The sequence below is a fragment of the Citrobacter sp. S55_ASV_140 genome (assembly GCF_018919505.1).
Lineage (GTDB): Bacteria > Pseudomonadota > Gammaproteobacteria > Enterobacterales > Enterobacteriaceae > Citrobacter > Citrobacter werkmanii.
Genome location: NZ_JAHLQZ010000016.1, coordinates 1 through 26,329, shown reverse-complemented (window position 1 = coordinate 26,329; position 26,329 = coordinate 1). Strand labels below are relative to the sequence as shown.

The window sequence follows — 26,329 nt, the reverse complement described above, 5'->3', positions numbered from 1 at the left end:
TTCTACCGGCGAGTTCTTTTATTTTTGCAAACGAGCCTCAATGGCATCCATCAACATACCGGTAATCGAAACCGGGAATTCTGCTTCAATCTCACGAATACAGGTTGGGCTGGTGACGTTAATTTCCGTCAGGCGATCGCCAATGATATCCAGACCGACAAAAATCAACCCCTTCGCTTTCAGCGTTGGCCCAATGCGGCGGGCAATTTCCCAGTCGTTGTCGGTTAATGGACGCGGCTCGCCACGACCACCGGCGGCCAGGTTGCCACGGGTTTCACCACCCTGCGGAATACGCGCCAGGCAGTACGGAACGGGTTCGCCATCCACGACCAGTACGCGTTTGTCGCCGTCTTTGATTGCTGGCAAATAGTTCTGCGCCATGCAGTAGCGAGTACCATGTTCGGTCAGCGTTTCGGCAATAACGCCGAGATTCGGGTCACCTTCCTTCACACGGAAAATAGATGCGCCGCCCATGCCGTCCAGCGGCTTGAGAATGATGTCGCTGTGCTTTTGCCAGAAGGCTTTTAGCTGCGCTTTGTTACGGGTGACCAGCGTTTCTGGCGTCAGGTCGGCAAACCATGCGGTAAAAAGTTTTTCGTTACAATCGCGCAGGCTCTGCGGTTTGTTGACGATTAACGTCCCTTTTTCTTCTGCACGTTCCAGAATATAGGTCGCGTAAATGAACTCAGTATCAAATGGCGGATCCTTACGCATCAGAATCACATCCAGATCGGCCAGCGGGAGATCCTGCTCACCCTTGAACTCATACCATTTGTCGTAGTTCTGCTCTACGCTCAGGGTCCGCGTACGGGCGCGGGCTTCACCGTTGATCAGATAAAGATCGGCCATCTCCATATAGTGAATTTCGTAACCACGACGTTGTGCTTCCAGCAGCATAGCGAAGCTGGAATCCTTCTTGATGTTGATGCTTGCGATGGGATCCATCACGATGCCGAGCTTGATCATTGTTCTTCTCCGTTAGCCCAGATCGCCAAAACGCACCTGTAGCGCGGTAATGGCGGTGAGCGCAGTTGTCTCAGTACGCAGAACGCGAGGTCCTAACAGAATATCAGTAAACTGATAACGTGCGGTCATGGCAATTTCATCTGCCGACAGCCCACCCTCCGGGCCAATCAGCAAGCGGATGCGCTCTACCGGCAGCGGCAGCGTATTGATGCTGGCGCTGGCGCGAGGATGCAGGTTCAGTTTTAACCCTTCGTCCTGCTCAGCGCACCATGCTTCCAGATCCATTGCCGGGCGAATTTCAGGCACCCGGTTACGACCGCACTGTTCGCAGGCGGCAATGGCGATTTTCTGCCACTGCTGGAGCTTTTTGTTCAGGCGTTCACTGTCCAGTTTAACGCCGCAGCGCTCAGAAAAAAGTGGCGTAATGAGGCTTACACCCAGTTCGATCGATTTCTGGATAGTAAATTCCATTTTTTCGCCGCGCGACATCACCTGGCCCAGATGGATGTGCAACGGCGATTCACGATCGTCGAGTTCGGCGTTAAGCACCTTCACGTCAACGCTTTTCTTGCTGGCGTGAGTGATTTCGGCGTCAAAGATTTGATTGCTGCCGTCAAACAGCTGTAACGCCTGGCCTGGTCCCATACGCAGCACACGACCGATATGGTTGGCGGCATCTTCACACAGTGAAATTTGGCTGCCGGAAGCGAGTGGTTCAGGGTGATAAATGCGAGGAATGCGCATAGTTAAACATCCGCGTCATGGCCCTGGGCTGCGAAAGGCCAGGGCATGGTTAAAAATATTGCCGCTAGTGTAGGTTAGCTCTTTTGCGCCTGGCAAGCGCGTTGCACATAGGGGTTATGGTTCCCCTGTACCTTCGCAATGCGTTCGTCGCGCTCACACTCCCAGTCGGTAACCGGATATTGCTTGTTCCAGGCATTAAAAAGCTGGGTTTGTTGGCGGGAGAGCGTCAGGTTGTATTGGTCGCGCATATAAAAATAGGTGCGTGCGATAGCGCCGCGGGCGCGGGCTGGCGGCTCGGCAACTTTCTCTTTGAAATCAACCTTCATGGCGCACTGTCCATACTGGCCTTCGCCACCGTTCCACTGGCTGTACATAAAGTTTGCGCGATCGCCATTTACTTCACCCACTGCAGGCTGCAGGTTATGCATATCGCTTTCCATCTGGCGATAGACTGGATCTTTGGCGCAGTTTTTACGTCCTCCGTCCTGCCAGCACTGGCGCTGATGGCCAAACTGCCAGGCAGGGACAACATGTTCCCATTCGATACGACTGGCGCGGTTTTCGTTTTTTCGCACTTTATAGCCGCAGGATTCAAGGTCAACGACCCCTTTTTTACCTTGCCAGTTAATTTTACAACCGCAGTAGAAATCGCCCGGCGCATCGGCGTTAACTTTGACGCCTGCTGCTTTCGCCTGAGAAAAACTGTTGATACCTTCGGCTAACACCGGGCCAGAAAACGCAGCGGCTAACATGACCGCGGCAAAAGAAAGATTACGGTACATCACGAACTCCGTGTCAAAACGAGCCCGCAACGTAGCGAAAGTTGTTCTTGTATGCAATCAGCGAGATCAGAAAGGTTCCTGATAATTCTGAATATTATTCTGCAACCAGTGGTTCGCCGCAATGGACGCAGCGGTAGGTAGCTTCACCGCGAACAACACGGTTATGGCGGCGAACGGTCAAGTGATGTTCCTGGCACTTACAGCGGTAAGCAAAGGTTTTACGTTGCACGGATTGCAGCTCAAACTGATGCGTGCGTCGGGCCGGGACGCCCAGCACACTCTCCATCATCCATTTCCACTCTTTTCCGTGCGGCGGGACGCGGCCAAAGTGCTTCCACACCAGCAAATGCGCCAGTTCATGGGGGACCACTTCGTTAACGAACGCATCGATGTTTTCCATCAGCAGCACCGGGTTGAGGCGGATTTCGTAAGTTTGTAGCCACGCCGTACCTGCGGCGGTTCCGCGCTGTTGGTAAACCAGCTTTGGCTCCGGGTAATGACGTTCCAGCTTGAGATTGGCCTGGGCGAGTTTTTCCCGCAGGCTGCGCATAACGGCTTGCTGGATGGCGATGGGAAGTCGGGAGGTTTTCATAACGCCAGAGGATAGTGCGACAGGGAAGGGACTGCAAGAGGAAGGCTTCCTCCCGCCTGGGGAGGAAGCCTTGAGTGATTAGTCGTGTGCGCCAATTTCGCGCAGTTTACGACCTTTCATCAGGTTACGTTCAATGTGTTCCAGAGAGACGTTTTTCGTTTCCGGGATTAGCCACAGGGTCAGGAAGATGAACAGGACGTTCAGGCCGCCGTAGACCCAGAAGGTGTTAGCGCTGCCCAGCGAGTTCAGCATCGTCAGGAAGGTTGCGCCGACGATCATGTTAGCAATCCAGTTGGTTGCGGTAGAGCAGGTGATGCCGAAATCGCGGCCTTTCAGCGGCTGAATTTCAGAACACAGTACCCAAATCAGCGGACCGGCACTCATCGCGAAGCCAACGATAAACATCAGCAGCATCAGCACGGCAAAGTACTGGGCGGCAGCGGAGTGGATACCCACATGCATCATGGTGCCCAGTACGCCCATACCTACAGCCATAACGATAAAGCCAAGAATCAGCGTAGGTTTACGGCCCCAGCGGTCAACCAGACCAATGGCGATAAAGGTTGCCAGCACGTTGGTCAGGCCAACGATAACCGTTCCCCACATCTGCTCGGTGGTGTTGGTATAACCCGCCAGTTCAAAGATTTTTGGCGCGTAGTACATGATGACGTTCATCCCGGTGAACTGCTGCATCACCTGTAACAGCACGCCAAGGAACACTGCGCGACGGAAGTTGCTGTTTTCTTTAAACAGCGCCCAGCCGCTTTGTTTAACCTGCAGACTCTCACGAATTTCATCCAGTTCGCGTTTGGCCTCAGCGCTGGTATCACGCAGACGCAACAGAACGCGCTCGGCATCGACAAAACGACGTTTAGCTGCAAACCAACGCGGGCTGTCCGGCAGGAAGATAACGCCAATCAGCAGTAACAGAGCAGGGATAATGATTACGCCCAGCATCCAGCGCCATGCGCCGCTATAACTGAACGCGGTATCGGAGAGGTAAGCGCCGAGGATCCCGATGGTGATCATCAACTGATACATCGAGATCATGCTGCCGCGGATTTTTTCCGGTGCGATTTCGGACAGGTACAGCGGCGCGGTATAAGACGCAACGCCAACGGCCAGGCCCAGCAGAACGCGGGAAACCAGTAGCACTTCAACGTTTGGTGCCGCGGCGGAGAACAATGAACCGGCAACAAACAGGATCGCGCCAATCATCAGGCTCTTTTTACGCCCCAGTTTGAAGGAGAGCCAGCCGCTGCCGACAGCGCCTACAGCCGCACCAAACATCATTGAGCTCACCACCCATTCTTGAGTGTGCGGGGTAATTTGAAACTCGTCGGTGATGAACGGTAAAGCACCGGCAATAACACCGATATCCAGGCCAAAAAGTAATCCAGCCAGGGCTGCAAGAAAGCAGACAAAAAATGTCATGGCTTTGTTGGAACGCCCCGTTTTTTTATTGTCAGGCATGATGCCCTCCGGTTGGGTAGCTAGTTTTGTTGATGTTAAGGGTAGGTGAGTACGGGGTAAAAAAATGCGAATCACATCACATTAGTGTAATCGCTTACATTAGCATTCATGGCGATTATTAATTATGACTTTGAAAGATAAGGTTTTTATAATAATACGATACAGTTATTTGCCTGGAATTAAGACAATACTGAAAAGTAATGTAACAATGATGCACAAGAGATGGCCAGGTTATGTTAATTAGAAGAGGGAGGAAACACAGCTTAATGTAATCGCTTTCATTTTCGTTCAAAAAGAGGATTAATAGCGCTGTTATGGAAAGGGGAGGCAGAGAGAAGATGGGCATAAAAAAGACCAGCCGAGGCTGGTCTTAAGAAGCATAAGCGTTCAGTCGTGACTGAATTATTTCAGTCCGGCAGCGTCACGCAGCAGTTGCGCTTTGTCGGTTTTTTCCCAAGGGAAATGCTCACGACCAAAGTGACCATAGGCTGCGGTTTCTTTGTAGATTGGGTGCAGCAGATCCAGCATCTGAATCAGACCATACGGGCGCAGGTCGAAGAACTCACGCACCAGCAGGGTCAACTGTTCTGAAGGCACTTTTTCGGTACCGAACGTTTCTACCATGATAGAGGTCGGTTCAGCCACGCCGATGGCGTAGGAAACCTGAATCTCACAACGGTCAGCCAGGCCAGCGGCAACGATGTTTTTCGCGACGTAGCGGGCCGCATAGGCTGCGGAACGGTCAACTTTAGACGGATCCTTACCAGAGAATGCGCCGCCACCGTGACGAGCCATACCGCCGTAGGTATCAACGATAATCTTACGACCGGTCAGACCGCAGTCGCCCATTGGGCCGCCGATAACGAAACGACCGGTTGGGTTGATGAAGAATTTGGTAGAAGCATTCAGCCATTCAGTCGGCAGTACCGGCTTGATGATCTCTTCCATAACGGCTTCTTGCAGCGATTTCTGATCGATATCTTCAGAGTGCTGAGTCGACAGAACGACCGCATCAATACCGACGATTTTGCCGTCGTCATACTGGAAGGTAACCTGGCTTTTTGCATCCGGGCGCAGCCAGGATAAGGTGCCGTTTTTACGCACTTCAGCCTGACGCTGCACCAGACGGTGAGCATAGGTAATCGGGGCTGGCATCAGCACGTCGGTTTCGTTGGTGGCGTAGCCAAACATCAGGCCCTGGTCGCCCGCGCCCTGTTCCAGCGGATCGGCACGGTCAACGCCCTGGTTGATGTCCGGAGACTGTTTACCAATTGCGCTCAGTACCGCACAAGAGTTGGCGTCAAAACCCATGTCGGAATGCACATAGCCAATTTCGCGCACCGTGTTACGGGTGATCTCTTCGATATCGACCCATGCGCTGGTGGTGATCTCACCGCCAACTAAAACCATACCGGTTTTGACGTAGGTTTCGCAGGCAACGCGTGCTTTCGGATCCTGTTCCAGGATTGCATCCAGCACGGCATCAGAGATTTGGTCAGCGATTTTGTCAGGATGCCCTTCTGATACGGACTCGGACGTAAAAAGGTGTTTTGCCATATTTAATTTCACCTAAGGAGAATTTGGTTAGCTCAAACTGTCGAGTGGGATAGCCATGTGTAGAAGATTCTACCATGAGTCTGCAGATGACGGACACTGGCAGTCTGAGTGTTAATCGGTATAGATGGATTAACATCTGGACGGCTATTTTAGGACAGTTCTTCGCCTGATTTCCAGCTTTTTTTGATTGAGGTCGCATTGTACTGAAAATGTAACTGGAAATTTTTCCTGACGGTGCTGGCAATGTGTGCATTTATCTTTTGCTTTTTACTCCCCATATCGGTATAAAACGCGGCGCGCGGCTCATATCCGTCATACTTCAAGTTGCATGTGCGTTGGCTTCCTCGCTCGCCCCAGTCACTTACTTATGTAAGCTCCCGGGGACTCTCTGCGTTGCCGCCTTCCCGCAACTCGAATTATTTAGGATAGACAAAAAGCACACGACATTTTCATCGTGTTGCCACTTCCAGCCGGGTTAAAACTTTAGCTTTGGCTTGTGGGTTCTCCCTAAGGAGCAACCGTGGAGGTGATACGAGATAATGAACCGTTGTATTCTGCTGAATCTGTCGCACCGTTCTGGTGTACATATGTCCCCCGCAATCTGCATCTCTGTTTTGCATACCTGTCGATGTTATATACACAAAATCATTTATGCTGCGTCGAGGCGGCAAATGAATGAGTCTCCTGAACGTACGAGTAGTACGTGACTGGGGCGAATGCGCGTAGCCAACAAAGAGGCTGCATGAAGGATGAAGTGTATACCCATCTCGGCGTATCTCAGGACTCAAGAGCCGGTAACGGTCACTAAGAACTGAACAAGGGCGCTCTTGGTAAACAAGAGTTTTCTCGTGGTTTCGCCGAACTGTCAGCAGTACGTTCGGTTACGTGTTTACAATGATATGAAAAAGAAACCGGTCGCACAGTCGGAGCGTCAGCACTATCTGCTGGAAATTCTGCCTGTATTTGGGTTGTTATCGCGTCTTTGGATTGCGATAGTAGTCAACTGTTTTACACTTGTTAATAAAATTTGAGGTTCGCTATGTCTGACGACATTTCTTTGGGTTCGCCTTCGTCAGCAGGCGAACACGGTGTACTACGCTCCATGCAGGAGGTTGCAATGAGTTCCGAGGAAGCCAGCAAGATGCTGCGTACTTACAATATTGCCTGGTGGGGTAATAACTACTATGACGTCAATGAACTGGGTCACATCAGCGTGTGCCCGGATCCGGACGTACCAGAAGCGCGTGTTGACCTTGCTGAGTTGGTGAAAGCCCGTGAAGCGCAGGGCCAGCGTCTGCCTGCTTTGTTCTGCTTCCCGCAGATCCTGCAACACCGACTGCGTTCGATTAACGCCGCGTTCAAACGCGCCCGTGAATCCTACGGCTACAACGGTGACTATTTCCTCGTTTACCCGATCAAGGTCAACCAACACCGTCGCGTGATTGAATCACTGATCCACTCCGGCGAACCGTTGGGACTGGAAGCGGGTTCCAAGGCTGAACTGATGGCCGTTCTGGCTCATGCCGGAATGACCCGTAGCGTGATCGTCTGTAACGGCTATAAAGACCGTGAATACATCCGTCTGGCGCTGATTGGCGAGAAGATGGGCCATAAGGTCTATCTGGTTATCGAGAAGATGTCTGAAATCGCCATCGTGTTGGATGAAGCTGAACGCCTGAATGTCGTTCCGCGTCTGGGCGTGCGTGCGCGTCTGGCGTCGCAGGGTTCCGGCAAGTGGCAGTCCTCCGGTGGTGAAAAATCCAAATTCGGCCTGGCGGCAAACCAGGTACTGCAACTGGTAGAAATTCTGCGTGAGCGCGGCCGTCTGGACAGCATTCAACTGCTGCACTTCCACCTCGGCTCGCAGATGGCGAACATTCGTGATATCGCCACTGGCGTGCGTGAGTCGGCCCGTTTCTACGTTGAGCTGCACAAGCTGGGCGTGAATATTCAGTGCTTCGACGTGGGCGGCGGCCTGGGCGTGGACTATGAAGGTACCCGCTCGCAGTCCGACTGCTCCGTAAACTACGGCCTGAACGAATACGCCAACAACATTATCTGGGCGATTGGCGATGCCTGTGAAGAGCATGGTCTACCGCACCCGACAGTGATCACTGAATCGGGTCGTGCCGTTACCGCGCACCATACCGTGCTGGTCTCCAACATCATTGGCGTTGAGCGTAGCGAAATTACCGAAGCGACGCCGCCGGCAGACAACGCGCCGCGCTCCCTGCAAAGCATGTGGGAAACCTGGCAGGAGATGCACGAGCCGGGCACGCGTCGTTCGCTGCGTGAATGGCTGCACGACAGCCAGATGGACCTGCACGATATTCACGTTGGCTACTCTTCTGGCACCTTTAGCCTGCAGGAACGTGCGTGGGCAGAGCAGCTCTATCTGAACATGTGCCATAATGTGCAAAAACAACTCGATCCGAGCAATCGCGCGCACCGCCCGATTATCGATGAGCTGCAGGAGCGGATGGCGGATAAGATTTACGTCAACTTCTCACTGTTCCAGTCAATGCCGGATGCGTGGGGGATCGACCAACTGTTCCCGGTGCTGCCGCTGGAAGGGCTGAACCAAGCGCCTGAGCGCCGCGCGGTGCTGCTGGATATTACCTGTGACTCTGATGGTGCTATCGACCATTACGTTGACGGGGATGGTATTGCCACCACCATGCCGATGCCGGAATACGACCCGGAGAACCCGCCGATGCTGGGCTTCTTTATGGTCGGCGCGTATCAGGAGATCCTTGGTAACATGCACAACCTGTTCGGCGATACCGAAGCCGTTGACGTGTTTGTCTTCCCTGACGGCAGCGTGGAAGTTGAGCTGTCTGACGAAGGCGATACCGTGGCGGATATGCTGCAGTACGTGCAGTTGGATCCGAAAACGCTGCTGACGCAGTTCCGTGATCAGGTGAAAAACACCGATCTGGACGCCGAGTTGCAACAACAGTTCCTCGAAGAATTTGAAGCAGGGCTGTACGGATACACCTATCTGGAAGATGAATAACGGTAAATTCCCGGTGGCGCTGCGTTTGCGGCGCTCACTTGAATCCGTACAAATTAACGGCGATAATTCGCCGATACAAGTAGTCACGTAAATCAATCCCTTCCTCGTCGGGCTTAACGACGCGGAGGGGATTTTTTTTCACCGATTTTACAAGAGGTCAGCACATGAGCACCTTAGGTCATCAATACGACAACTCCCTGGTTTCTAACGCCTTTGGTTTTTTGCGTCTGCCGATGAACTTCATGCCGTACGATAGCGACGCCGACTGGGTGATCACCGGCGTACCGTTTGATATGGCAACGTCTGGCCGCGCGGGCGGTCGCCATGGCCCGGCAGCAATCCGTCAGGTTTCTACCAACCTGGCGTGGGAGCACAACCGCTTCCCATGGAACTTCGATATGCGCGAGCGCCTGAACGTGGTGGACTGCGGCGATCTGGTGTATGCGTTTGGCGATGCCCGTGAAATGAGTGAGAAACTGCAGGCGCACGCAGAGAAACTGCTTTCTTCAGGTAAGCGCATGCTTTCCTTCGGTGGCGACCACTTCGTCACGCTGCCGCTGCTGCGCGCGCACGCAAAGCACTTTGGTAAGATGGCGCTGGTGCATTTTGATGCCCACACCGACACCTACGCTAACGGCTGCGAATTCGACCACGGCACCATGTTCTATACTGCGCCAAATGAAGGGTTGATCGATCCGAACCACTCTGTACAGATTGGTATTCGCACTGAGTTCGACAAAGATAATGGCTTTACCGTATTGGATGCCTGCCAGGTGAACGATCGCGGCGTAGACGACGTCATTGCCCAGGTGAAACAGATCGTTGGCGATATGCCAGTGTATCTGACCTTTGATATCGACTGTCTGGATCCTGCGTTTGCGCCGGGTACCGGTACGCCGGTAATCGGCGGTCTGACGTCCGATCGTGCGATCAAGCTGGTACGTGGTCTGAAGGATCTGAATATCGTGGGGATGGACGTGGTGGAAGTGGCACCGGCTTACGATCAGTCTGAGATCACCGCGTTGGCGGCGGCGACTTTAGCGTTAGAAATGCTGTATATTCAGGCGGCGAAGAAAGGCGAATAATAGTCGGACTATTTTACTCGTCATTTTGGGTCCGGACAGTGCTCGCCATCCTCACGTACTAGGTGTACGCTCCGGTGGCTGTGCGCTGGCCGGGCCCAAACTGACTTCGCCAATTACGTCCGATAATGGGATGAAATCTATAGGCCGGATAAGGCTTCATGCCGCCATCCGGCACTGCTTGAAGATTACTTAATTCCGTCCGCGCTCATGCGATCGCGAATATGCTGCGCACGTTCGGCGGATGCCGGGTGATCGTCAAACATGGAGCTTTGACGTCCGGCTTCCAGTTTTGCCAGTTTCTCAAAGCTGGTGGCTAAGCCTGCCGGATTGATCCCGCGTTTGCGCAACAAATCATACGAGTAATCATCCGCTTCGGATTCCTGACGCTGGGAGAACTGTGAGTTCACCAGTTTCTCGCCAAGATCGCCCAATTGCGACTGCGACAGGCTGCCGACAATGCCGCCAGCGGAGGCCGCCGCTGCACGCACGGCGTTCGTGCCCAGCGCAACCTGCATGCCTTTTTTCACGTGACCCAACGCGACGTGGCCCATTTCGTGGCCGATCACCGCTTCGACTTCGTTATCCGTCATCATATCCATCAGGCCGCTGTATACGCGGATACAGCCGTTCGCCATGGCAAAAGCATTTACATCTTTCGCCATATAGACTTTGTAGTTCACCGGCTGGCCGTTAATGTTATCGCCAAGCGCGGAGGCGATTTTGCCAAGACGCGTTGCATACTCGCTGCCAGCCGGGGCGATGGTAGCTTTGCTGTCCATATCATTACAGGCCTGATCGCTCAGCGCTTTTACCTGAGCATCGCTCAGGCTGTAGGCCTGAAAAGCCTCTGCGCCTGAGGAAAGCAGTCCGTTTGAGTCCATGTTCTGGCAGCCGGTCAATGCCGCTGCCATGCTCGTAGCAAGCAGTAAAGCGCGAATTTTCATTTTTTCTCTTCCGCACAAAGTCAGGATTATTCTAAAAAATGCGTCGTTTGCAGGTAAACCGACGCTCAGCATAAGTATAAAGAAAAGAACAATAAGCGGGCGAGAAGATTGCGCAACATGCGTGCATGATCCAGAGATTTCTGAAGCGGTAAAAGGATGCTCCATGTACATGACACGCGGCTTGGGTTACATTGTTGGCACTTTTTTCCGGCGTAGCCCAAAACGCGCTGTCGTCAAGTCGTTTAGGGCGTGGCCTTCATTATCCGATCTGGAGTCAAAATGTCCTCACGTAAAGAGCTTGCCAATGCTATTCGTGCGCTGAGCATGGACGCAGTACAGAAAGCCAAATCCGGTCACCCGGGTGCCCCGATGGGTATGGCTGACATTGCCGAAGTCCTGTGGCGTGATTTCCTGAACCACAACCCGACTAACCCGTCCTGGGCTGACCGTGACCGCTTCGTGCTGTCTAACGGCCACGGCTCCATGCTGATTTATAGCCTGCTGCACCTCACCGGTTATGACCTGCCGATGTCTGAGCTGCAGAATTTCCGTCAGTTGCATTCCAAAACACCGGGTCACCCGGAAGTGGGTTACACCGCAGGTGTTGAAACCACGACGGGTCCTCTGGGCCAGGGTATTGCGAACGCAGTCGGTATGGCTATCGCTGAAAAAACGCTGGCGGCGCAGTTTAACCGCCCAGGTCATGACATCGTTGATCACTTCACCTACGCTTTCATGGGCGACGGCTGCATGATGGAAGGTATCTCTCACGAGGTATGTTCTCTGGCCGGTACGCTGAAGCTGGGCAAACTGGTTGCGTTCTACGATGACAACGGCATCTCTATCGATGGTCACGTTGAAGGCTGGTTCACCGATGACACCGCTAAGCGTTTTGAAGCTTATGGCTGGCATGTGGTTCGTAGCGTTGATGGTCACGATGCTGATGCGATTAAACGCGCAGTCGAAGAAGCGCGCGCAGTGACCGACAAACCGTCTCTGCTGATGTGCAAAACCATTATCGGTTTCGGTTCTCCGAACAAAGCGGGTACCCATGACTCTCATGGTGCGCCGTTGGGCGATGCTGAAATCGCACTGACCCGCGAACAGCTGGGCTGGAAATACGCGCCGTTCGAAATCCCGTCTGAAATCTATGCTCAGTGGGATGCGAAAGAAGCAGGCCAGGCAAAAGAAGCTGCGTGGAATGAGAAGTTCGCTGCATATGCGAAAGCCTTCCCGCAGGAAGCGGCTGAATTCACCCGTCGTATGAAAGGTGACATGCCGGCTGATTTCGACGCGAAAGCGAACGAGTTCATTGCTAAGCTGCAGGCGAACCCATCCAAGATCGCCAGCCGTAAAGCGTCTCAGAACGCGATTGAAGCATTCGGTCCTCTGCTGCCGGAATTCCTTGGCGGCTCTGCTGACCTGGCACCTTCTAACCTGACTCTGTGGTCTGGTTCTAAAGCGATCAACGAAGATACCGCCGGTAACTACATCCATTACGGTGTGCGTGAATTCGGTATGACCGCTATCGCTAACGGTATATCCCTGCACGGTGGTTTCCTGCCGTATACCTCTACCTTCCTGATGTTTGTAGAATATGCCCGTAACGCGGTGCGTATGGCTGCGCTGATGAAACAGCGTCAGGTGATGGTCTACACCCACGACTCCATCGGTCTGGGCGAAGATGGCCCGACTCACCAGCCGGTAGAGCAGGTTGCGTCTCTGCGTGTGACGCCAAACATGAGCACATGGCGTCCGTGTGACCAGGTCGAATCCGCCGTGGCGTGGAAATACGGTGTTGAGCGTCAGGACGGCCCGACCGCGCTGATCCTCTCCCGTCAGAACCTGGCACAGCAGGAACGTACCGAAGAGCAACTGGCGAACATCGCTCGCGGCGGCTACGTGCTGAAAGATTGCGCTGGTCAGCCGGAACTGATCTTCATTGCGACCGGTTCTGAAGTTGAGCTGGCTGTGGCTGCGTGGGACAAACTGACAGCTGAAGGCGTGAAGGCGCGCGTGGTTTCCATGCCGTCCACCGACGCGTTCGACAAACAGGATGCCGCTTACCGTGAATCCGTACTGCCGAAAGCCGTTTCTGCACGCGTGGCAATCGAAGCGGGGATTGCTGACTACTGGTTCAAATACGTGGGCCTGAACGGCGCTATCGTCGGCATGACCACTTTTGGCGAGTCTGCTCCGGCTGAGCTGCTGTTTGAAGAGTTCGGTTTCACCGTAGACAACGTTGTCGCGAAAGCAAAAGAACTGCTGTAATTACGGTTACAGATGAAAACGGGTCGCTTAGGCGGCCCGTTTTTTTTGGACACTGATTGCGGCAGAAAAGTGTGTTAAGCATTTTATCTTTCATCTATTTTTCATTTAATATAAGTGTCCGGCTGAATCTATTATATTTTATCGATAAAAACTGACGTGAATGCACTGGTTTTTTGTGCGTTTTCATAAATTTGAAATACATTTCAAATTAAATGCATTCATTGCATTTATTATTTGAGTAGGTCTGTATTGAATTTTAATTATTCCGTCTTTTAAGTTCATTTTTATCAATGTCTTTATATTAAGGGAGTATGATGAATATTAAACACGTTAGCGCCGCTTTTCTCCTGTTATGCGCTGCAGCCGTGGAGGCTGCACCTCAAGTAATTGCACATCGAGGAGGGACCGGGGATGCGCCAGAAAATACCTTACCCGCTATTGAAAAAGCGTTGAATAACCATGCTGATGCCATCTGGATAACTGTCCAGCTAAGTAAGGATGGTGTGCCTGTGTTGTATCGTCCTTCCGATCTTAGCAGCCTGACAAATTTAAAAGGCAAGGTCTCTGAATTTACCGCCGAGCAGCTAGCGAAAGCCGATGCGGCCATTAATTTTGGTACCCCTGACTCCCCTTATCGTAATAAAAATATCGGTATTCCCACGTTGAAACAGGCGCTAACGCGCTGGCCAGATACGTTCTTCTATCTGGATATAAAATCCCCGGATGCAGTACCGGCCGATATTGCCAATGCAATCCACCGCGTTTTGAGCAGCAGCAAGGCGCTACAACGTACGCGTATCTATTCGACGGATTCACGCTTTTTAGCGGCGCTGCCTCCGGATGTGGCCCGTTTCGAAAGCCGGGATATAACGCGTACGTTACTGGCCAATGTTACCATGGGTCACCAGTGCGGAATTACTGCCGAAGATTCTCGGGAGCGCTGGTATGGCCTGGAGCTTCAGAGCCAGGTTGAGGTGGTTGAAAAATTCACGCTAGGAGAGGGGCGCTCTAAAGCAACAATGCGCTGGGATGATGAAGCGATGTCCTGCTTCCGTTCACAGCCGGGCGCACATATCATTCTACTTGGCATCAACGATGCCGAGAGCTACCAGCAGGCTGTGAAACTTGGAGCTGACGGCGTTCTCGTCAATTCTCCATTGATGATTGCCGGGTTGAAATAGCGGTTGTAGGCAATAAGCCATCCGGGGGGAACATTATTCCATCGGATGGCGAGCGTTATTATGACGCTGAGGCAGTTTTAATAGGTGTGTTGCGGTAAAAATGTGACGCAAGTCAGATAACTGCGTTCTGTCGCTGGACAATCATTCCTTTTATTCCGCGTTTCGCTTATTCTAGCTGAAGCGTTTCAGTCGATTAAATGTTCGACAATTAACCAATTAGTCGCAGTTTGCGACAGGTAAGGTTTCCCTGAGCGATTTGCTGCATTACTCTGTCTGCCACATCGTTTCTGAGAAATCCTTGCAGGAGACCTATGACCGTACGCGTAGCGATTAATGGTTTCGGTCGCATCGGACGCAACGTGGTTCGTGCTTTGTATGAATCCGGGCGTCGGGCGGAAATCACCGTGGTGGCAATCAACGAACTGGCGGATGCTGCAGGCATGGCGCATTTGTTGAAATATGACACCAGCCATGGGCGTTTTGCCTGGGATGTTCGTCAGGAACGTGACCAGCTCATCGTTGGTGATGACGCGATCCGCATTTTGCATGAGCGAACGCTTGACGCGCTGCCATGGCGTGAACTGGGTGTTGACGTTGTGCTGGATTGTACGGGCGTCTTCGGTAACCGCGAACACGGCGAGGCGCATATTGCCGCCGGTGCAAAAAAAGTGCTCTTTTCACATCCTGGCAGTCCCGACATCGACGCAACGGTTGTATTTGGCGTTAATCAGGATCAGCTGCGCGCTGAGCACCGAATTGTATCCAACGCCTCCTGCACCACGAATTGTATAATTCCCGTCATTAAATTGCTGGATGATGCTTACGGCATTGAGTCTGGTACCGTTACAACGATCCACTCTGCGATGCACGATCAGCAGGTGATTGATGCCTATCATCCTGACCTGCGTCGTACGCGAGCGGCCAGCCAGTCAATTATTCCGGTTGATACCAAACTGGCGGCGGGTATTACGCGAATTTTTCCGCAATTTAACGATCGTTTTGAAGCGATCGCGGTGCGTGTACCGACCATAAATGTGACGGCGATCGACTTAAGCGTGACGGTGAAAAAACCGGTAAAAGCCAGCGAAGTCAACCAGTTGCTGCAAAAAGCAGCACAAGGTGCATTTCATGGTATAGTTGACTATACGGAATTACCGTTGGTCTCTGTAGATTTTAACCATGACCCGCACAGCGCCATCGTTGATGGTACGCAAACGCGCGTGAGTGGTGCTCACCTGATCAAGACCCTGGTCTGGTGTGATAATGAATGGGGCTTTGCTAACCGTATGCTCGACACAACGTTAGCGATGGCTGCTATTGGTTTCAGGCTCGACGCTTGAGCGTCGACAAAACTTTAAGTATCAACGAGAGGATTCACCATGTCTGTAATTAAGATGACCGATCTGGATCTGGCTGGTAAACGCGTTTTTATCCGTGCCGACCTGAACGTACCAGTTAAAGAAGGGAAAGTAACCAGCGACGCGCGTATCCGTGCTTCCCTGCCGACCATCGAACTGGCCCTGAAGCAGGGTGCTAAAGTGATGGTAACTTCCCACCTGGGTCGTCCTACCGAAGGCGAGTACAACGAAGAATTCTCTCTGCTGCCGGTTGTTAACTACCTGAAAGACAAACTGTCTGCTCCGGTTCGCCTGGTAAAAGATTATCTGGACGGCGTTGAAGTCGCTGCCGGTGAGCTGGTGGTCCTGGAAAACGTTCGCTTCAACAAAGGCGAGAAGAAAGACGACGAAGCTCTGTCCAAAAAATATGCGGCGCTGTGCGACGTATTCGTCATGGATGCTTTCGGTACGGCTCACCGTGCGCAGGCTTCTACCCACGGTATCGGTAAATTCGCTGATGTAGCTTGCGCGGGTCCGCTGCTGGCTGCTGAGCTGGACGCGCTGGGCAAAGCGCTGAAAGAACCGGCTCGTCCGATGGTTGCTATCGTTGGTGGTTCTAAAGTTTCTACCAAACTGACCGTTCTGGACTCCCTGTCTAAAATCGCTGACCAGTTGATCGTTGGCGGCGGTATCGCGAACACCTTCGTTGCCGCTCAAGGCCACAACGTCGGTAAATCCCTGTACGAAGCCGACCTGGTTGACGAAGCTAAGCGTCTGCTGACCACTTGCGATATCCCGGTTCCGACCGACGTTCGCGTAGCGACTGAGTTCTCCGAAACTGCGCCGGCGACGCTGAAATCCGTTAGCGACGTGAAAGAAGACGAGCAGATCCTGGATATCGGCGACGCTTCTGCACAGCAGCTGGCTGAAATCCTGAAGAATGCGAAAACCATTCTGTGGAACGGCCCGGTTGGCGTGTTCGAATTCCCGAACTTCCGTAAAGGTACTGAAATCGTTGCTAACGCTATCGCAGACAGCGAAGCGTTCTCCATCGCGGGCGGCGGCGATACCCTGGCAGCAATCGACCTGTTCGGCATTGCTGACAAAATCTCCTACATCTCCACTGGCGGCGGCGCATTCCTCGAATTCGTGGAAGGCAAAGTTCTGCCAGCAGTAGCGATGCTCGAAGAGCGCGCTAAAAAGTAAGCATTTAATGGGCAGGGAAACCTGCCCAATTATTAGCGCGCTTTAGAGCGCGCGCCCTTTCCAAGGCCGAAGATACAGGACTCGCAACATGTCTAAAATTTTTGATTTCGTAAAACCAGGCGTAATCACTGGTGATGACGTACAGAAAGTTTTCCAGGTAGCTAAAGAAAACAACTTTGCTCTGCCAGCTGTTAACTGCGTTGGTACCGACTCCATCAACGCCGTACTGGAAACCGCTGCAAAAGTTAAAGCGCCGGTAATCGTACAGTTCTCCAACGGTGGTGCTTCTTTCATCGCGGGTAAAGGCGTGAAGTCCGACGTGCCTCAGGGCGCTGCAATCCTGGGTGCTATCTCTGGCGCGCATCACGTTCACCAGATGGCTGAACACTATGGTGTTCCGGTTATCCTGCACACTGACCACTGCGCGAAGAAACTGCTGCCGTGGATCGACGGTCTGCTGGACGCGGGTGAAAAACACTTCGCAGCAACCGGCAAACCGCTGTTCTCTTCTCACATGATCGACCTGTCTGAAGAGTCTCTGGAAGAGAACATCGAAATCTGCTCCAAATACCTGGCGCGCATGTCCAAAATGGGCATGACCCTGGAAATCGAACTGGGTTGCACCGGTGGCGAAGAAGACGGCGTGGACAACAGCCACATGGACGCTTCCGCACTGTACACCCAGCCGGAAGACGTTGATTATGCGTACACCGAGCTGAGCAAAATCAGCCCGCGTTTCACCATCGCCGCTTCCTTCGGTAACGTACACGGCGTTTACAAGCCGGGTAACGTGGTTCTGACCCCGACCATCCTGCGCGACTCTCAGGACTATGTTTCTAAGAAACATAACCTGCCGCACAACAGCCTGAACTTCGTCTTCCACGGCGGTTCCGGTTCTACTGCTCAGGAAATCAAAGACTCCGTAAGCTACGGCGTAGTGAAAATGAACATCGATACCGATACCCAATGGGCGACCTGGGAAGGTGTTCTGAACTACTACAAAGCAAACGAAGCTTACCTGCAGGGCCAGCTGGGTAACCCGAAAGGCGAAGATCAGCCGAACAAGAAATACTACGATCCGCGCGTTTGGCTGCGTGCTGGTCAGACAAGCATGATCACCCGTCTGGAACAGGCTTTCAAAGAACTGAACGCGGTTGACGTTCTGTAATTTACGCCGTTCTACGTGACATGAGGCCCGCCAATGCGGGCCTTTTTTATTGCCATTTCAACAGGCTGCCGGCAGAGATTTCTGTGATCTGTTTGGCAAAAATTAGGTTTATTGTTTACTCTTGTCAGATTGCCAGCCCCGGCGGGGCGGCTTTATTTTTTCCCATTTGGGTAAGCAAAAAAGGAATAGTGAATGGAAGATTTGAATGTTGTCGACAGCATAAACGGGGCGGGCACCTGGCTGGTCCGCAATCAGGAACTGCTGTTGAGCTATGCCGTCAACATCGTTGCGGCCATCGCCATTGTTATCATCGGTATGATTGTGGCGCGTATCGTATCAAACACCGTTAATCGTCTGATGGTGTCGCGGAAAATTGATGCAACGGTTGCCGATTTTCTCTCCGCACTGGTGCGCTACGGTATTATCGCGTTCACGCTGATTGCCGCGCTGGGCCGCGTTGGGGTGCAAACCGCCTCCGTGATCGCCGTTCTCGGTGCCGCAGGTTTAGCCGTGGGTCTGGCGCTGCAAGGTTCTCTGTCCAACCTTGCCGCAGGCGTGCTGTTGGTGATGTTCCGTCCGTTCCGCGCGGGTGAGTATGTAGACCTCGGCGGCGTAGCGGGAACCGTACTTAACGTGCAGATTTTCTCTACCACCATGCGTACCGTAGACGGTAAGATTGTGGTGATCCCGAACGGTAAAATCATTGCCGGGAACATCATTAACTTCTCTCGCGAACCGGTTCGTCGTAACGAATTCATTATCGGCGTGGCCTACGATTCCGATATCGATCAGGTGAAGAAAATCCTCACCGATATCATCCAATCCGACGAGCGCATCCTTAAAGATCGTGAAATGACGGTGCGCCTGAATGAACTGGGCGCTTCTTCGATTAATTTCGTTGTACGCGTCTGGAGCAACAGCAGCGATCTGCAAAGCGTCTATTGGGACGTACTGGAGCGTATTAAGCGCGAGTTTGACGCCAACGGCATCAGCTTCCCGTATCCGCAGATGGATGTGAACTTCAAGCGTGTGAAAGAGAACGCGGCAGAGTAATCTTTTTCTGCACCACGGTGCCGGATGGCGCTTCGCTTATCCGGCCTGGTCAGATTTCTATACTGTAGGCCGGAGAAGGCGTTAGCTGCTATCCGGCAAAATATCTTCTCATTAATTTCTCTAATCTACGATTAATATTATCAATTTCCGCTAATGATTCTCCCGCGCTATAGTCTGCTCCTAAGAGAAATAGTTCGGGATGAGTAACGTGTTATCTTATTATTTTCAAGGGCTTGCGCTTGGCGCGGCCATGATACTACCGCTTGGTCCGCAAAACGCCTTTGTAATGAATCAGGGCATTCGTCGCCAGTATCACATCATGATTGCATTACTCTGTGCCATCAGCGATCTGGTGCTGATTTGCGCGGGGATTTTTGGCGGTAGCGCCTTGCTGATGCAGTCACCGTGGCTGATGGCGCTGGTCACCTGGGGGGGAGTGGCGTTTCTACTCTGGTACGGTTTCGGTGCGTTAAAAACGGCGATGAGCAGTAATCTGGAACTGGCCAGTGCTGAAGTAATGAAGCAGGGGCGCTGGAAAATCATCGCCACTATGCTGGCGGTGACCTGGCTTAACCCACACGTTTATCTGGATACCTTTGTGGTGTTGGGGAGTCTCGGAGGCCAACTGGACGTTGAACCTAAGCGCTGGTTTGCGCTGGGTACCGTCAGCGCCTCGTTCCTGTGGTTCTTTGGTCTGGCATTGCTGGCGGCCTGGCTGGCGCCGCGTCTGCGCACTGCTAAAGCACAGCGCATCATCAATATCTTAGTAGGATTAGTGATGTGGTTTATCGCTTTTCAGCTGGCAAAAGAAGGTGTTACGCATGTTCATGCGCTGTTCAACTAAGTGTTGTCTGATGGACAACGCAGCGAGATCGGCTAAGCTTGCCTGCATGTGCCCTGAGTTTCGGGGTAATTAATGAAACATGGAGGAACGACCGTGAAGTTCAAAATAATGGCCCTGGCGGCATTAGTCGGATTCAGCGCACTATCGGTACAGGCAAATGAGTTGCCAAACGGACCGCACATCGTGACTTCCGGAACGGCAAGCGTGGATGCAACGCCTGATATCGCCACCCTGGCGATTGAAGTCAATGTTGCTGCGAAGGATGCGGCTTCAGCGAAGAAGCAAGCCGATGAGCGCGTGGCGCAATACCTGTCCTTCCTTGAGCAGAATCAGATAGCGAAGAAAGACATTAGCGCTGCCAACCTGCGCACGCAGCCGGACTACGATTACCAGAACGGCAAAAGCATCCTCAAAGGTTATCGTGCGGTGCGTACCGTTGAAGTGACGCTGCGTCAGCTGGACAAACTCAACGCTCTGCTTGATGGCGCGCTAAAGGCTGGTCTGAATGAGATCCGTTCGGTATCGCTTGGCGTCGCCCAACCGGATGCCTACAAAGATAAGGCGCGTAAAGCGGCAATTGATGATGCAATTCATCAGGCTGAACAGCTGGCGGCGGGCTTTAACAGCAAACTGGGACCCGTTTATAGTGTGCGCTACCACGTGTCCAATTATCAGCCGAGCCCGATGGTACGGATGATGAAAGCAGATGCAGCGCCTGCGGCATCTGCTCAGGAAACCTACGAACAGCCGGTTATTCAGTTTGACGATCAGGTTGATGTGGTCTTCCAGATCGAACCGACGGCGGGGCAGCCGGCAGCAACACCTGCCAAAACCCAGTAATCTTTTCAAACCCGGCCTTCCAGCCGGGTTTTTTCTGTGAGCAACTGTAAAAATGAGATCTCACATCCAGTCTTTTTTTTCGCCGTAATGAGGATAGGCCATAGCGATTTTTAAGGGGACGCTATGGATATTTTTATCTCGAAAAAGATGCGTAATTTCATTCTGCTGGCGCAAACCAATAACATCGCCAGAGCGGCAGAAAAAATCCATATGACCGCATCGCCTTTCGGTAAAAGCATTGCCGCACTGGAAGATCAAATCGGCTATACGCTGTTTACCCGCAAAGATAACAACATCAGCCTGAATAAAGCCGGGCAGGAGCTCTATCAGAAACTGTTCCCTGTTTATCAGCGTCTCTCTGCTATTGATAACGAAATCCATAACGCCTCTCGCCGCTCGCGAGAAATCGTCATCGGCATCGACAATACCTATCCAACGATTATTTTCGACCAGTTGATTAGCCTTGGCGACAAGTACGATGGCGTGACGGCTCAGGCCATTGAATTCAGCGAGAATGGGGTGATCGATAACCTGTTCGATCGGAAACTGGATTTTATTATCTCACCGCAGCACGTTTCCCCTCGCGTGCAGGAACTGGAAAATCTGGCGATTAGCGAGTTGTCTCCGCTGCGTCTGGGGTTTCTCGTTTCCCGGCGCTACGAAGAAAAACAGCCGCATGAGCTGCTACGTGAGCTGCCATGGCTGCAAATGCGCTTCCAGAATCGCGCCAACTTTGAGGCGATGCTCGATGCTTACATGCGGCCCTGCGGAATTCATCCGACGATTATCTACCGCCCGTACAGCTTTATGGCCAAGATTAGCGCGGTGGAGCGTGGGCAGTTTTTGACGGTGATCCCCCATTTTGCCTGGCGGCTGGTTAACCCCTCGACGTTGAAATATTTTGATGCGCCCGGCAGCCCTATGTATATGCAGGAATTTCTCTATTCGCTGAAAAACCATCGTTATACCGCCACGATGCTTCAGCATATTGCTGAAGATCGTGAGGGTACGGCAAGTTAAACGAGCATCGATCCGGTTTCGATCAGGTTACGATGCAGATCGAACGCATGACTGAGATCGTGATGGATATGCCCGCCGGGCGCTCGTTCCAGATAACGGTGCAGGTAGTCCCGATACAGAGGATGCGCACAGTTATCGATAATCGTGTGCGCCCGCTGCATCGGAGATAACCCACGCAGATCGGCAATTCCCTGTTCGGTAACGATCACTTTGACGCTATGTTCGCTGTGATCGACATGGCTGCACATCGGTACGATGGTGGAGATTTTCCCGCCTTTGGCAATCGACGGCGCCATAAAGATCGACAGGTAGGCGTTGCGCTCGAAATCGCCGCTGCCGCCAATGCCATTCATCAGGTTCACACCTGCTACGTGTGTGGAATTAGCATGACCGTAGATGTCAAACTCCAGACCGACATTGAGCGCAATGACGCCCAGCCGACGAATGATTTCCGGGTTATTGGAAATCTCCTGCGGGCGCAGCACAATCCGGCTGGCGAAGAAGTCCATGTTGTCATAAATCTTCTGCAGCGATGGGGCTGAAATGGTCAAACTGGAGGCGCTGGCGCCGGTTATCTTGCCCGTTTCCAGCAGATGCACCACAGATTCTTGCAACACCTCGGAATACATCATAAAGGGTGGAATATCCGGGTTCTCGCCCAATCGCGCCATTACCGCGTTGTTGATATTGCCCACGCCGCTTTGTAAGGGCAGGAATTCCGCTGGGATGCGTTTGTGCGCCATTTCCGCCAGCAGAAATGTCACCACGTTATCGGCAATTTGCTGGCTGACCGGGTTGCTTTTATCCGCGGCATTTCCGGCATCGGGTAGTTCGGTATCCACGACCGCGATAATTTTTTTCGGGTCTATCTGCACACACTGGCTGCCCACGCGATCCATGGTGTGAAAAATCGGTACGCTGTTTCGCCGCGGCGGCGCGCCAGGTATCACAATGTCGGCAAACTCCGCCACGCGCGGGTTATGGTAATGATTCAGTTCGATAATCACCTTTTTCGCCCGCAGCAGCCAGGTCGGCGCGTTGCCGATGCCGCTGGAAAGCCAAATCCGACCATCTGGCGCAATGGCGGAGGCTTCAATGACGGCAACATCGATCTCGCCAAAAAAGCCATAATTGACCATTTGCGCCACTTCGCTCAAATGGAGATCGACAAACCTCACCTGACCCTGATTAATTTTCTCGCGCAGGCCCGATGATGTTTGATAGGGAGCCCGCCAGGAAACGGCATCCGCCGCGGATAACGCATCATCAGCGGCAGCGCCAATTGAAGCTCCTGTCAGCAGGCGGATTTGAAAAGGTTGCCCGACCTGATGCCGTTCGCAGGCGAGTTGAGCAATTGCGTTAGGTAATGCTTTTGGCGAACCCGCAGGGGTAAAGCCGCTGAATGCCACCATATCGTCGTGCTGGATAATTTCTGCCGCTTCTTCGGCACTCATCCGTTTCATGGCCGTCTCCTTCCTCGGGCGTGATTAATGGCCGACAAAATTGGGTTTACGTTTTTCCATAAACGCGTTCATCCCTTCCTGATAATCCTCGCTGTCGTACACCGCGCGGCGCATGCCCTGAATACGCTCAAATTCGTCTGAGTTCATGGTGTGCGCTTCGCCCAGCACGCGCAGTTCTTCTTTAATGACGGCGATGGCCAGCGGCGCTTTCTCCGAGATGTGGTGCGCCATTTGCAGAGTGAAATCCTCCAGTTCGTCGACAGGAACCACATGGTTGAGGATCCCGACGGCCATCGCACGCTGAGCGGTAATCGGCGAGGCGGTAAAGATCAGCTCTTTCACGATGTGGAATCCAGCATCGCGGGTCAGGTTGTGGATGCCGACCAGGTTATACGGTACCCCGAGGTTGACCGGTGTCATCGAGAAGGTAGAGGTTTCAGCGGCGATGATGAGATCGGAACTCATGATCATCTCAAACGCGCCGCCCCAGACGCTGCCTTCGACCATGGAGATCACTGGTTTTGGATATTTTTGGATCATGCGGGTGATCTGGCGCAGCGGATCGTCATAGGAGAGCGGATCGCGACGTCCGGAGGGGAGTTCATGAATATCATGTCCGGCAGAGAACACTTTGGCCCCGCTCGGGGCGCGCAGAATGATGCAGCGAATTTCCGGACGATTAAGATCGCTCAGCGCCTGCATCAGATCGTCGATAAACACTTTGCTCAGCGCATTGAGCTTGCGGGCGTAATTGAACTCAATGACCGCGACTTTCTGGATGATGACTACGTTGACGTATTGATAAGACATAATGTTCTCTTCATTCAAAGTAATGATGCTGGATAAATTCACTAATGTGACGCAGACCGGTACGCGGCGAAAGGTCGTTATTTTTGACGGCCTGCAGCGTCTGCTGGAAATAACGGTCGAAATCAGTCCGGGTAAACAGCAGATGCAAAGCTTCTTCTTCAGCCTGCTTGTGTAACCAGTCCACCGCTTGCTGCTGGCGGACTTTTTCCAGTCGACCGCTGACGGTAAGGCACGTTTTAAAGTCAGTTATCGCCTGCCAAATCTCCTCGATGCCACGTTTTTCCAGAGCGCTACAGGCCAGAACCTGCGGCTGCCACTCGTCATACTTGCGGCGCAGAATATGCAGGGCGGATTCGTACATATGGCGGGCGATGGCAACCTGGTTACGGTTATCACCGTCGTCCTTGTTGATGACGACCAGATCCGCCATCTCCATCAGGCCCTTTTTGATGCCCTGCAAATCGTCGCCACCGCCGGCAATTTGCAGTGAGATAAAGCAATCCACCATGCCGGCGACTTCAGTTTCTGACTGCCCGACGCCGACGGTTTCCACAATCACCACGTCAAAGCCCGCCGCCTCGCACAACAGCATTAATTCACGGGCACGCTGGCTGGCGCCGCCTAAATGACCGCTGGAAGGAACCGGGCGAATAAATGCCGATTCTGCGCGGGACAGTTCCGTCATCCGGGTTTTATCGCCAAGAATGCTGCCGCCGCTAACGGGACTACTGGGATCGACCGCAATCACTGCCACCCGTAATCCCCGACGGATCAACAGCATACCGAACGCCTCCAGAAAGGTGCTTTTGCCCGCGCCCGGCGTGCCAGTGATGCCCAGACGCAGCGCGTTACCGGTGAACGGCATTATCGCGTCCAGCAATTGCGTACTCAGTGGCTGGTGGCGCGGGTGGCTGCTCTCAACCAGCGTCATCGCCTGGGCAAGCGTGGCCCGTTCACCGCGCCGCAAGCGTCGGACGGCATCGTCAAGCGTGGCGGCGTTAATCATGATGCTGGCTGATCCGGGTCAATACATCGCGGACGCTGTCGAGCATTGGCGTGCCGGGGCCATAAATGGCTGCCACGCCATGCTCGTACAGGAAGGCGTAGTCCTGTGGTGGTATTACACCGCCTGCCACCACGCAGATATCTGCGCGTCCCCAGCCTTTGAGCGCCGTGACCAGTTCAGGGATCAGCGTCTTATGCCCTGCAGCCAGTGACGATGCGCCTATGACATGTACATCGTTTTCTACCGCCAGACGGGCGATCTCTTCTGGCGTGGAGAACATCGGACTGAGATCGACGTCGAAGCCGAGATCGGAGTAGGCGCTGGCGATCACTTTCGCGCCGCGATCGTGACCATCCTGGCCCATCTTGGCGATCAGGATCCGAGGTCGGCGACCATTTTCCGCGAGGAACTGTTCGGTTTGCGCAACAATGGCGTCGAACTCATTGGCGGATTTGTCGGACTGGTGATAGCTTTGCGCAATCACGCCGGTGACGCACTGGCTGGGAACCAGATAGCGGTCAAAAGCGGCTTCCAGCGCGTCGGAGATCTCACCGAGCGTGGCGCGAACGCGGGCGGCGTTAACGGCGGCGGTCAGCAGATTTTCATTATGCTGCGCGGCGTGGGTCAGCGCCGTTAGCGCGGCGTTGACGGCATCATTGTCGCGAGTGGCGCGGATATGCTGTAGTGAAGCAATCTGTTCGTTGCGCACTTTCACGTTGTCGATTTCCAGTACCGACGTTTCGTCTTCTTTATCCAGCTTGTACTTGTTCACGCCAACGATGACGCGTTTGCCCTGGTCTATCAGCGACTGCTCGCGCGCCGAAGCTTCTTCGATCATCCGTTTGGGGAGTCCAGCTTCAATCGCCTTCGCCATGCCGCCCGCTTCATCAATTTGTTTAATGATCGTGCGCGCCTGCTTCACGATTTGATCGGTCAATGATTCGACGTAGTACGATCCGGCCAGCGGATCG

23 protein-coding genes and 1 pseudogene are annotated in these 26,329 nt (G+C 53.1%); 13 read left to right on the top strand and 11 right to left on the bottom strand.

The window, feature by feature from the left end:
• Positions 1–18 precede the first annotated feature (18 nt).
• From gshB to metK, 6 genes are all read right to left on the bottom strand, one after another.
• Positions 19–966 (bottom strand): glutathione synthase, encoded by a 948-nt coding sequence (gene gshB, locus KQJ18_RS04745; protein WP_216421552.1) that lies wholly within the window; start codon positions 964–966, stop codon positions 19–21.
• Between the two features lie 12 nt (positions 967–978).
• A complete protein-coding gene (gene rsmE, locus KQJ18_RS04740; protein ID WP_038633593.1) occupies positions 979–1,710 on the bottom strand; it encodes a 16S rRNA (uracil(1498)-N(3))-methyltransferase in 732 nt (243 codons plus the stop codon).
• Positions 1,711–1,784: 74 nt separating this feature from the next.
• Positions 1,785–2,492 (bottom strand): deoxyribonuclease I, encoded by a 708-nt coding sequence (gene endA / locus KQJ18_RS04735; RefSeq protein WP_137347447.1) that lies wholly within the window; start codon positions 2,490–2,492, stop codon positions 1,785–1,787.
• A 94-nt stretch (positions 2,493–2,586) separates the two neighbouring features.
• On the bottom strand, positions 2,587–3,084 hold the full coding sequence (locus KQJ18_RS04730) for a SprT family zinc-dependent metalloprotease (protein ID WP_137351598.1): 498 nt from the start codon (positions 3,082–3,084) through the stop codon (positions 2,587–2,589).
• A gap of 78 nt (positions 3,085–3,162) precedes the next feature.
• A complete protein-coding gene (galP, locus tag KQJ18_RS04725; RefSeq protein ID WP_069324803.1) occupies positions 3,163–4,557 on the bottom strand; it encodes a galactose/proton symporter in 1,395 nt (464 codons plus the stop codon).
• Between the two features lie 402 nt (positions 4,558–4,959).
• Positions 4,960–6,114 (bottom strand): methionine adenosyltransferase, encoded by a 1,155-nt coding sequence (gene metK / locus KQJ18_RS04720; protein ID WP_006686850.1) that lies wholly within the window; start codon positions 6,112–6,114, stop codon positions 4,960–4,962.
• Between the two features lie 539 nt (positions 6,115–6,653).
• Here metK and KQJ18_RS24870 point away from each other — a divergent pair.
• From KQJ18_RS24870 to speB, 4 genes and pseudogenes are all read left to right on the top strand, one after another.
• Positions 6,654–6,755: pseudogene (locus KQJ18_RS24870) on the top strand (hypothetical protein); the annotation flags it as partial.
• 258 nt (positions 6,756–7,013) lie between these two features.
• The gene (gene yqgB / locus KQJ18_RS04710; RefSeq protein ID WP_064507034.1) at positions 7,014–7,145 is read left to right on the top strand and encodes an acid stress response protein YqgB; all 132 of its coding nucleotides are present in this window, start codon (positions 7,014–7,016) and stop codon (positions 7,143–7,145) included.
• Between the two features lie 8 nt (positions 7,146–7,153).
• Complete coding sequence (speA, locus tag KQJ18_RS04705) at positions 7,154–9,130, top strand: biosynthetic arginine decarboxylase (RefSeq protein ID WP_072014782.1); 1,977 nt, start codon at positions 7,154–7,156, stop codon at positions 9,128–9,130.
• Between the two features lie 164 nt (positions 9,131–9,294).
• Entirely contained in the window at positions 9,295–10,215 is a 921-nt protein-coding gene (gene speB / locus KQJ18_RS04700; protein WP_216421550.1) for an agmatinase, read from the top strand.
• 185 nt (positions 10,216–10,400) lie between these two features.
• On the opposite strand, the gene KQJ18_RS04695 is transcribed toward speB, so the two are convergent.
• On the bottom strand, positions 10,401–11,159 hold the full coding sequence (locus tag KQJ18_RS04695; RefSeq protein ID WP_038633572.1) for a M48 family metallopeptidase: 759 nt from the start codon (positions 11,157–11,159) through the stop codon (positions 10,401–10,403).
• A 279-nt stretch (positions 11,160–11,438) separates the two neighbouring features.
• Here KQJ18_RS04695 and tkt point away from each other — a divergent pair, with 279 nt between their 5' ends.
• The 9 genes from tkt (at position 11,439) to KQJ18_RS04650 (ending at position 22,079) form a co-directional block, all read left to right on the top strand.
• A complete protein-coding gene (gene tkt, locus KQJ18_RS04690) occupies positions 11,439–13,430 on the top strand; it encodes a transketolase (RefSeq protein ID WP_216421548.1) in 1,992 nt (663 codons plus the stop codon).
• A 314-nt stretch (positions 13,431–13,744) separates the two neighbouring features.
• Entirely contained in the window at positions 13,745–14,611 is an 867-nt protein-coding gene (locus KQJ18_RS04685) for a glycerophosphodiester phosphodiesterase family protein (RefSeq protein ID WP_087856784.1), read from the top strand.
• 311 nt (positions 14,612–14,922) lie between these two features.
• Complete coding sequence (epd, locus tag KQJ18_RS04680; protein ID WP_038633548.1) at positions 14,923–15,951, top strand: erythrose-4-phosphate dehydrogenase; 1,029 nt, start codon at positions 14,923–14,925, stop codon at positions 15,949–15,951.
• A 39-nt stretch (positions 15,952–15,990) separates the two neighbouring features.
• Positions 15,991–17,154: a phosphoglycerate kinase gene (gene pgk, locus KQJ18_RS04675; protein ID WP_006686863.1), complete on the top strand. Its 1,164-nt coding sequence runs from the start codon at positions 15,991–15,993 to the stop codon at positions 17,152–17,154.
• Between the two features lie 88 nt (positions 17,155–17,242).
• Positions 17,243–18,322, top strand: a complete 1,080-nt coding sequence (gene fbaA / locus KQJ18_RS04670; RefSeq protein ID WP_038633542.1) for a class II fructose-bisphosphate aldolase — start codon at positions 17,243–17,245, stop codon at positions 18,320–18,322.
• 192 nt (positions 18,323–18,514) lie between these two features.
• Positions 18,515–19,375 carry a small-conductance mechanosensitive channel MscS gene (locus KQJ18_RS04665; protein ID WP_038633539.1) on the top strand — a complete coding sequence of 287 codons (861 nt, stop codon included), beginning with the start codon at positions 18,515–18,517 and terminating at the stop codon, positions 19,373–19,375.
• A 208-nt stretch (positions 19,376–19,583) separates the two neighbouring features.
• Positions 19,584–20,219 (top strand): arginine exporter ArgO, encoded by a 636-nt coding sequence (gene argO / locus KQJ18_RS04660; protein ID WP_038642859.1) that lies wholly within the window; start codon positions 19,584–19,586, stop codon positions 20,217–20,219.
• Positions 20,220–20,312: 93 nt separating this feature from the next.
• On the top strand, positions 20,313–21,059 hold the full coding sequence (locus tag KQJ18_RS04655; protein WP_003027002.1) for an oxidative stress defense protein: 747 nt from the start codon (positions 20,313–20,315) through the stop codon (positions 21,057–21,059).
• Positions 21,060–21,182: 123 nt separating this feature from the next.
• Positions 21,183–22,079 carry a LysR family transcriptional regulator gene (locus KQJ18_RS04650; protein WP_038633537.1) on the top strand — a complete coding sequence of 299 codons (897 nt, stop codon included), beginning with the start codon at positions 21,183–21,185 and terminating at the stop codon, positions 22,077–22,079.
• Here the strand turns inward: KQJ18_RS04650 and KQJ18_RS04645 are convergent.
• From KQJ18_RS04645 to KQJ18_RS04630, 4 genes are all read right to left on the bottom strand, one after another.
• Entirely contained in the window at positions 22,076–23,542 is a 1,467-nt protein-coding gene (locus KQJ18_RS04645) for an acetyl-CoA hydrolase/transferase family protein (RefSeq protein WP_038633535.1), read from the bottom strand. The two genes, KQJ18_RS04650 and KQJ18_RS04645, sit on opposite strands and share 4 nt — an antisense overlap.
• A 24-nt stretch (positions 23,543–23,566) precedes the next feature.
• Positions 23,567–24,352: a methylmalonyl-CoA decarboxylase gene (scpB, locus tag KQJ18_RS04640; RefSeq protein ID WP_032940464.1), complete on the bottom strand. Its 786-nt coding sequence runs from the start codon at positions 24,350–24,352 to the stop codon at positions 23,567–23,569.
• Positions 24,353–24,362: 10 nt separating this feature from the next.
• On the bottom strand, positions 24,363–25,358 hold the full coding sequence (gene meaB, locus KQJ18_RS04635) for a methylmalonyl Co-A mutase-associated GTPase MeaB (protein WP_038633531.1): 996 nt from the start codon (positions 25,356–25,358) through the stop codon (positions 24,363–24,365).
• On the bottom strand, positions 25,351–26,329 hold a 979-nt coding region (locus tag KQJ18_RS04630; RefSeq protein ID WP_216421547.1), incomplete at its 5' end, for a methylmalonyl-CoA mutase family protein. The genes KQJ18_RS04630 and meaB, both read right to left, overlap by 8 nt.

Excerpts from the sequence above, each read along its gene's own strand:
- gshB (WP_216421552.1), bottom strand. The coding sequence starts at position 966 with ATGATCAAGCTCGGCATCGTGATGGATCCCATCGCAAGCATCAACATC.
- rsmE (WP_038633593.1), bottom strand. The coding sequence starts at position 1,710 with ATGCGCATTCCTCGCATTTATCACCCTGAACCACTCGCTTCCGGCAGC.
- endA (WP_137347447.1), bottom strand. The coding sequence starts at position 2,492 with ATGTACCGTAATCTTTCTTTTGCCGCGGTCATGTTAGCCGCTGCGTTT.
- KQJ18_RS04730 (WP_137351598.1), bottom strand. The coding sequence starts at position 3,084 with ATGAAAACCTCCCGACTTCCCATCGCCATCCAGCAAGCCGTTATGCGC.
- galP (WP_069324803.1), bottom strand. The coding sequence starts at position 4,557 with ATGCCTGACAATAAAAAAACGGGGCGTTCCAACAAAGCCATGACATTT.
- metK (WP_006686850.1), bottom strand. The coding sequence starts at position 6,114 with ATGGCAAAACACCTTTTTACGTCCGAGTCCGTATCAGAAGGGCATCCT.
- yqgB (WP_064507034.1), top strand. The coding sequence starts at position 7,014 with ATGAAAAAGAAACCGGTCGCACAGTCGGAGCGTCAGCACTATCTGCTG.
- speA (WP_072014782.1), top strand. The coding sequence starts at position 7,154 with ATGTCTGACGACATTTCTTTGGGTTCGCCTTCGTCAGCAGGCGAACAC.
- speB (WP_216421550.1), top strand. The coding sequence starts at position 9,295 with ATGAGCACCTTAGGTCATCAATACGACAACTCCCTGGTTTCTAACGCC.
- KQJ18_RS04695 (WP_038633572.1), bottom strand. The coding sequence starts at position 11,159 with ATGAAAATTCGCGCTTTACTGCTTGCTACGAGCATGGCAGCGGCATTG.
- tkt (WP_216421548.1), top strand. The coding sequence starts at position 11,439 with ATGTCCTCACGTAAAGAGCTTGCCAATGCTATTCGTGCGCTGAGCATG.
- KQJ18_RS04685 (WP_087856784.1), top strand. The coding sequence starts at position 13,745 with ATGAATATTAAACACGTTAGCGCCGCTTTTCTCCTGTTATGCGCTGCA.
- epd (WP_038633548.1), top strand. The coding sequence starts at position 14,923 with ATGACCGTACGCGTAGCGATTAATGGTTTCGGTCGCATCGGACGCAAC.
- pgk (WP_006686863.1), top strand. The coding sequence starts at position 15,991 with ATGTCTGTAATTAAGATGACCGATCTGGATCTGGCTGGTAAACGCGTT.
- fbaA (WP_038633542.1), top strand. The coding sequence starts at position 17,243 with ATGTCTAAAATTTTTGATTTCGTAAAACCAGGCGTAATCACTGGTGAT.
- KQJ18_RS04665 (WP_038633539.1), top strand. The coding sequence starts at position 18,515 with ATGGAAGATTTGAATGTTGTCGACAGCATAAACGGGGCGGGCACCTGG.
- KQJ18_RS04650 (WP_038633537.1), top strand. The coding sequence starts at position 21,183 with ATGGATATTTTTATCTCGAAAAAGATGCGTAATTTCATTCTGCTGGCG.
- KQJ18_RS04645 (WP_038633535.1), bottom strand. The coding sequence starts at position 23,542 with ATGAAACGGATGAGTGCCGAAGAAGCGGCAGAAATTATCCAGCACGAC.
- scpB (WP_032940464.1), bottom strand. The coding sequence starts at position 24,352 with ATGTCTTATCAATACGTCAACGTAGTCATCATCCAGAAAGTCGCGGTC.
- meaB (WP_038633531.1), bottom strand. The coding sequence starts at position 25,358 with ATGATTAACGCCGCCACGCTTGACGATGCCGTCCGACGCTTGCGGCGC.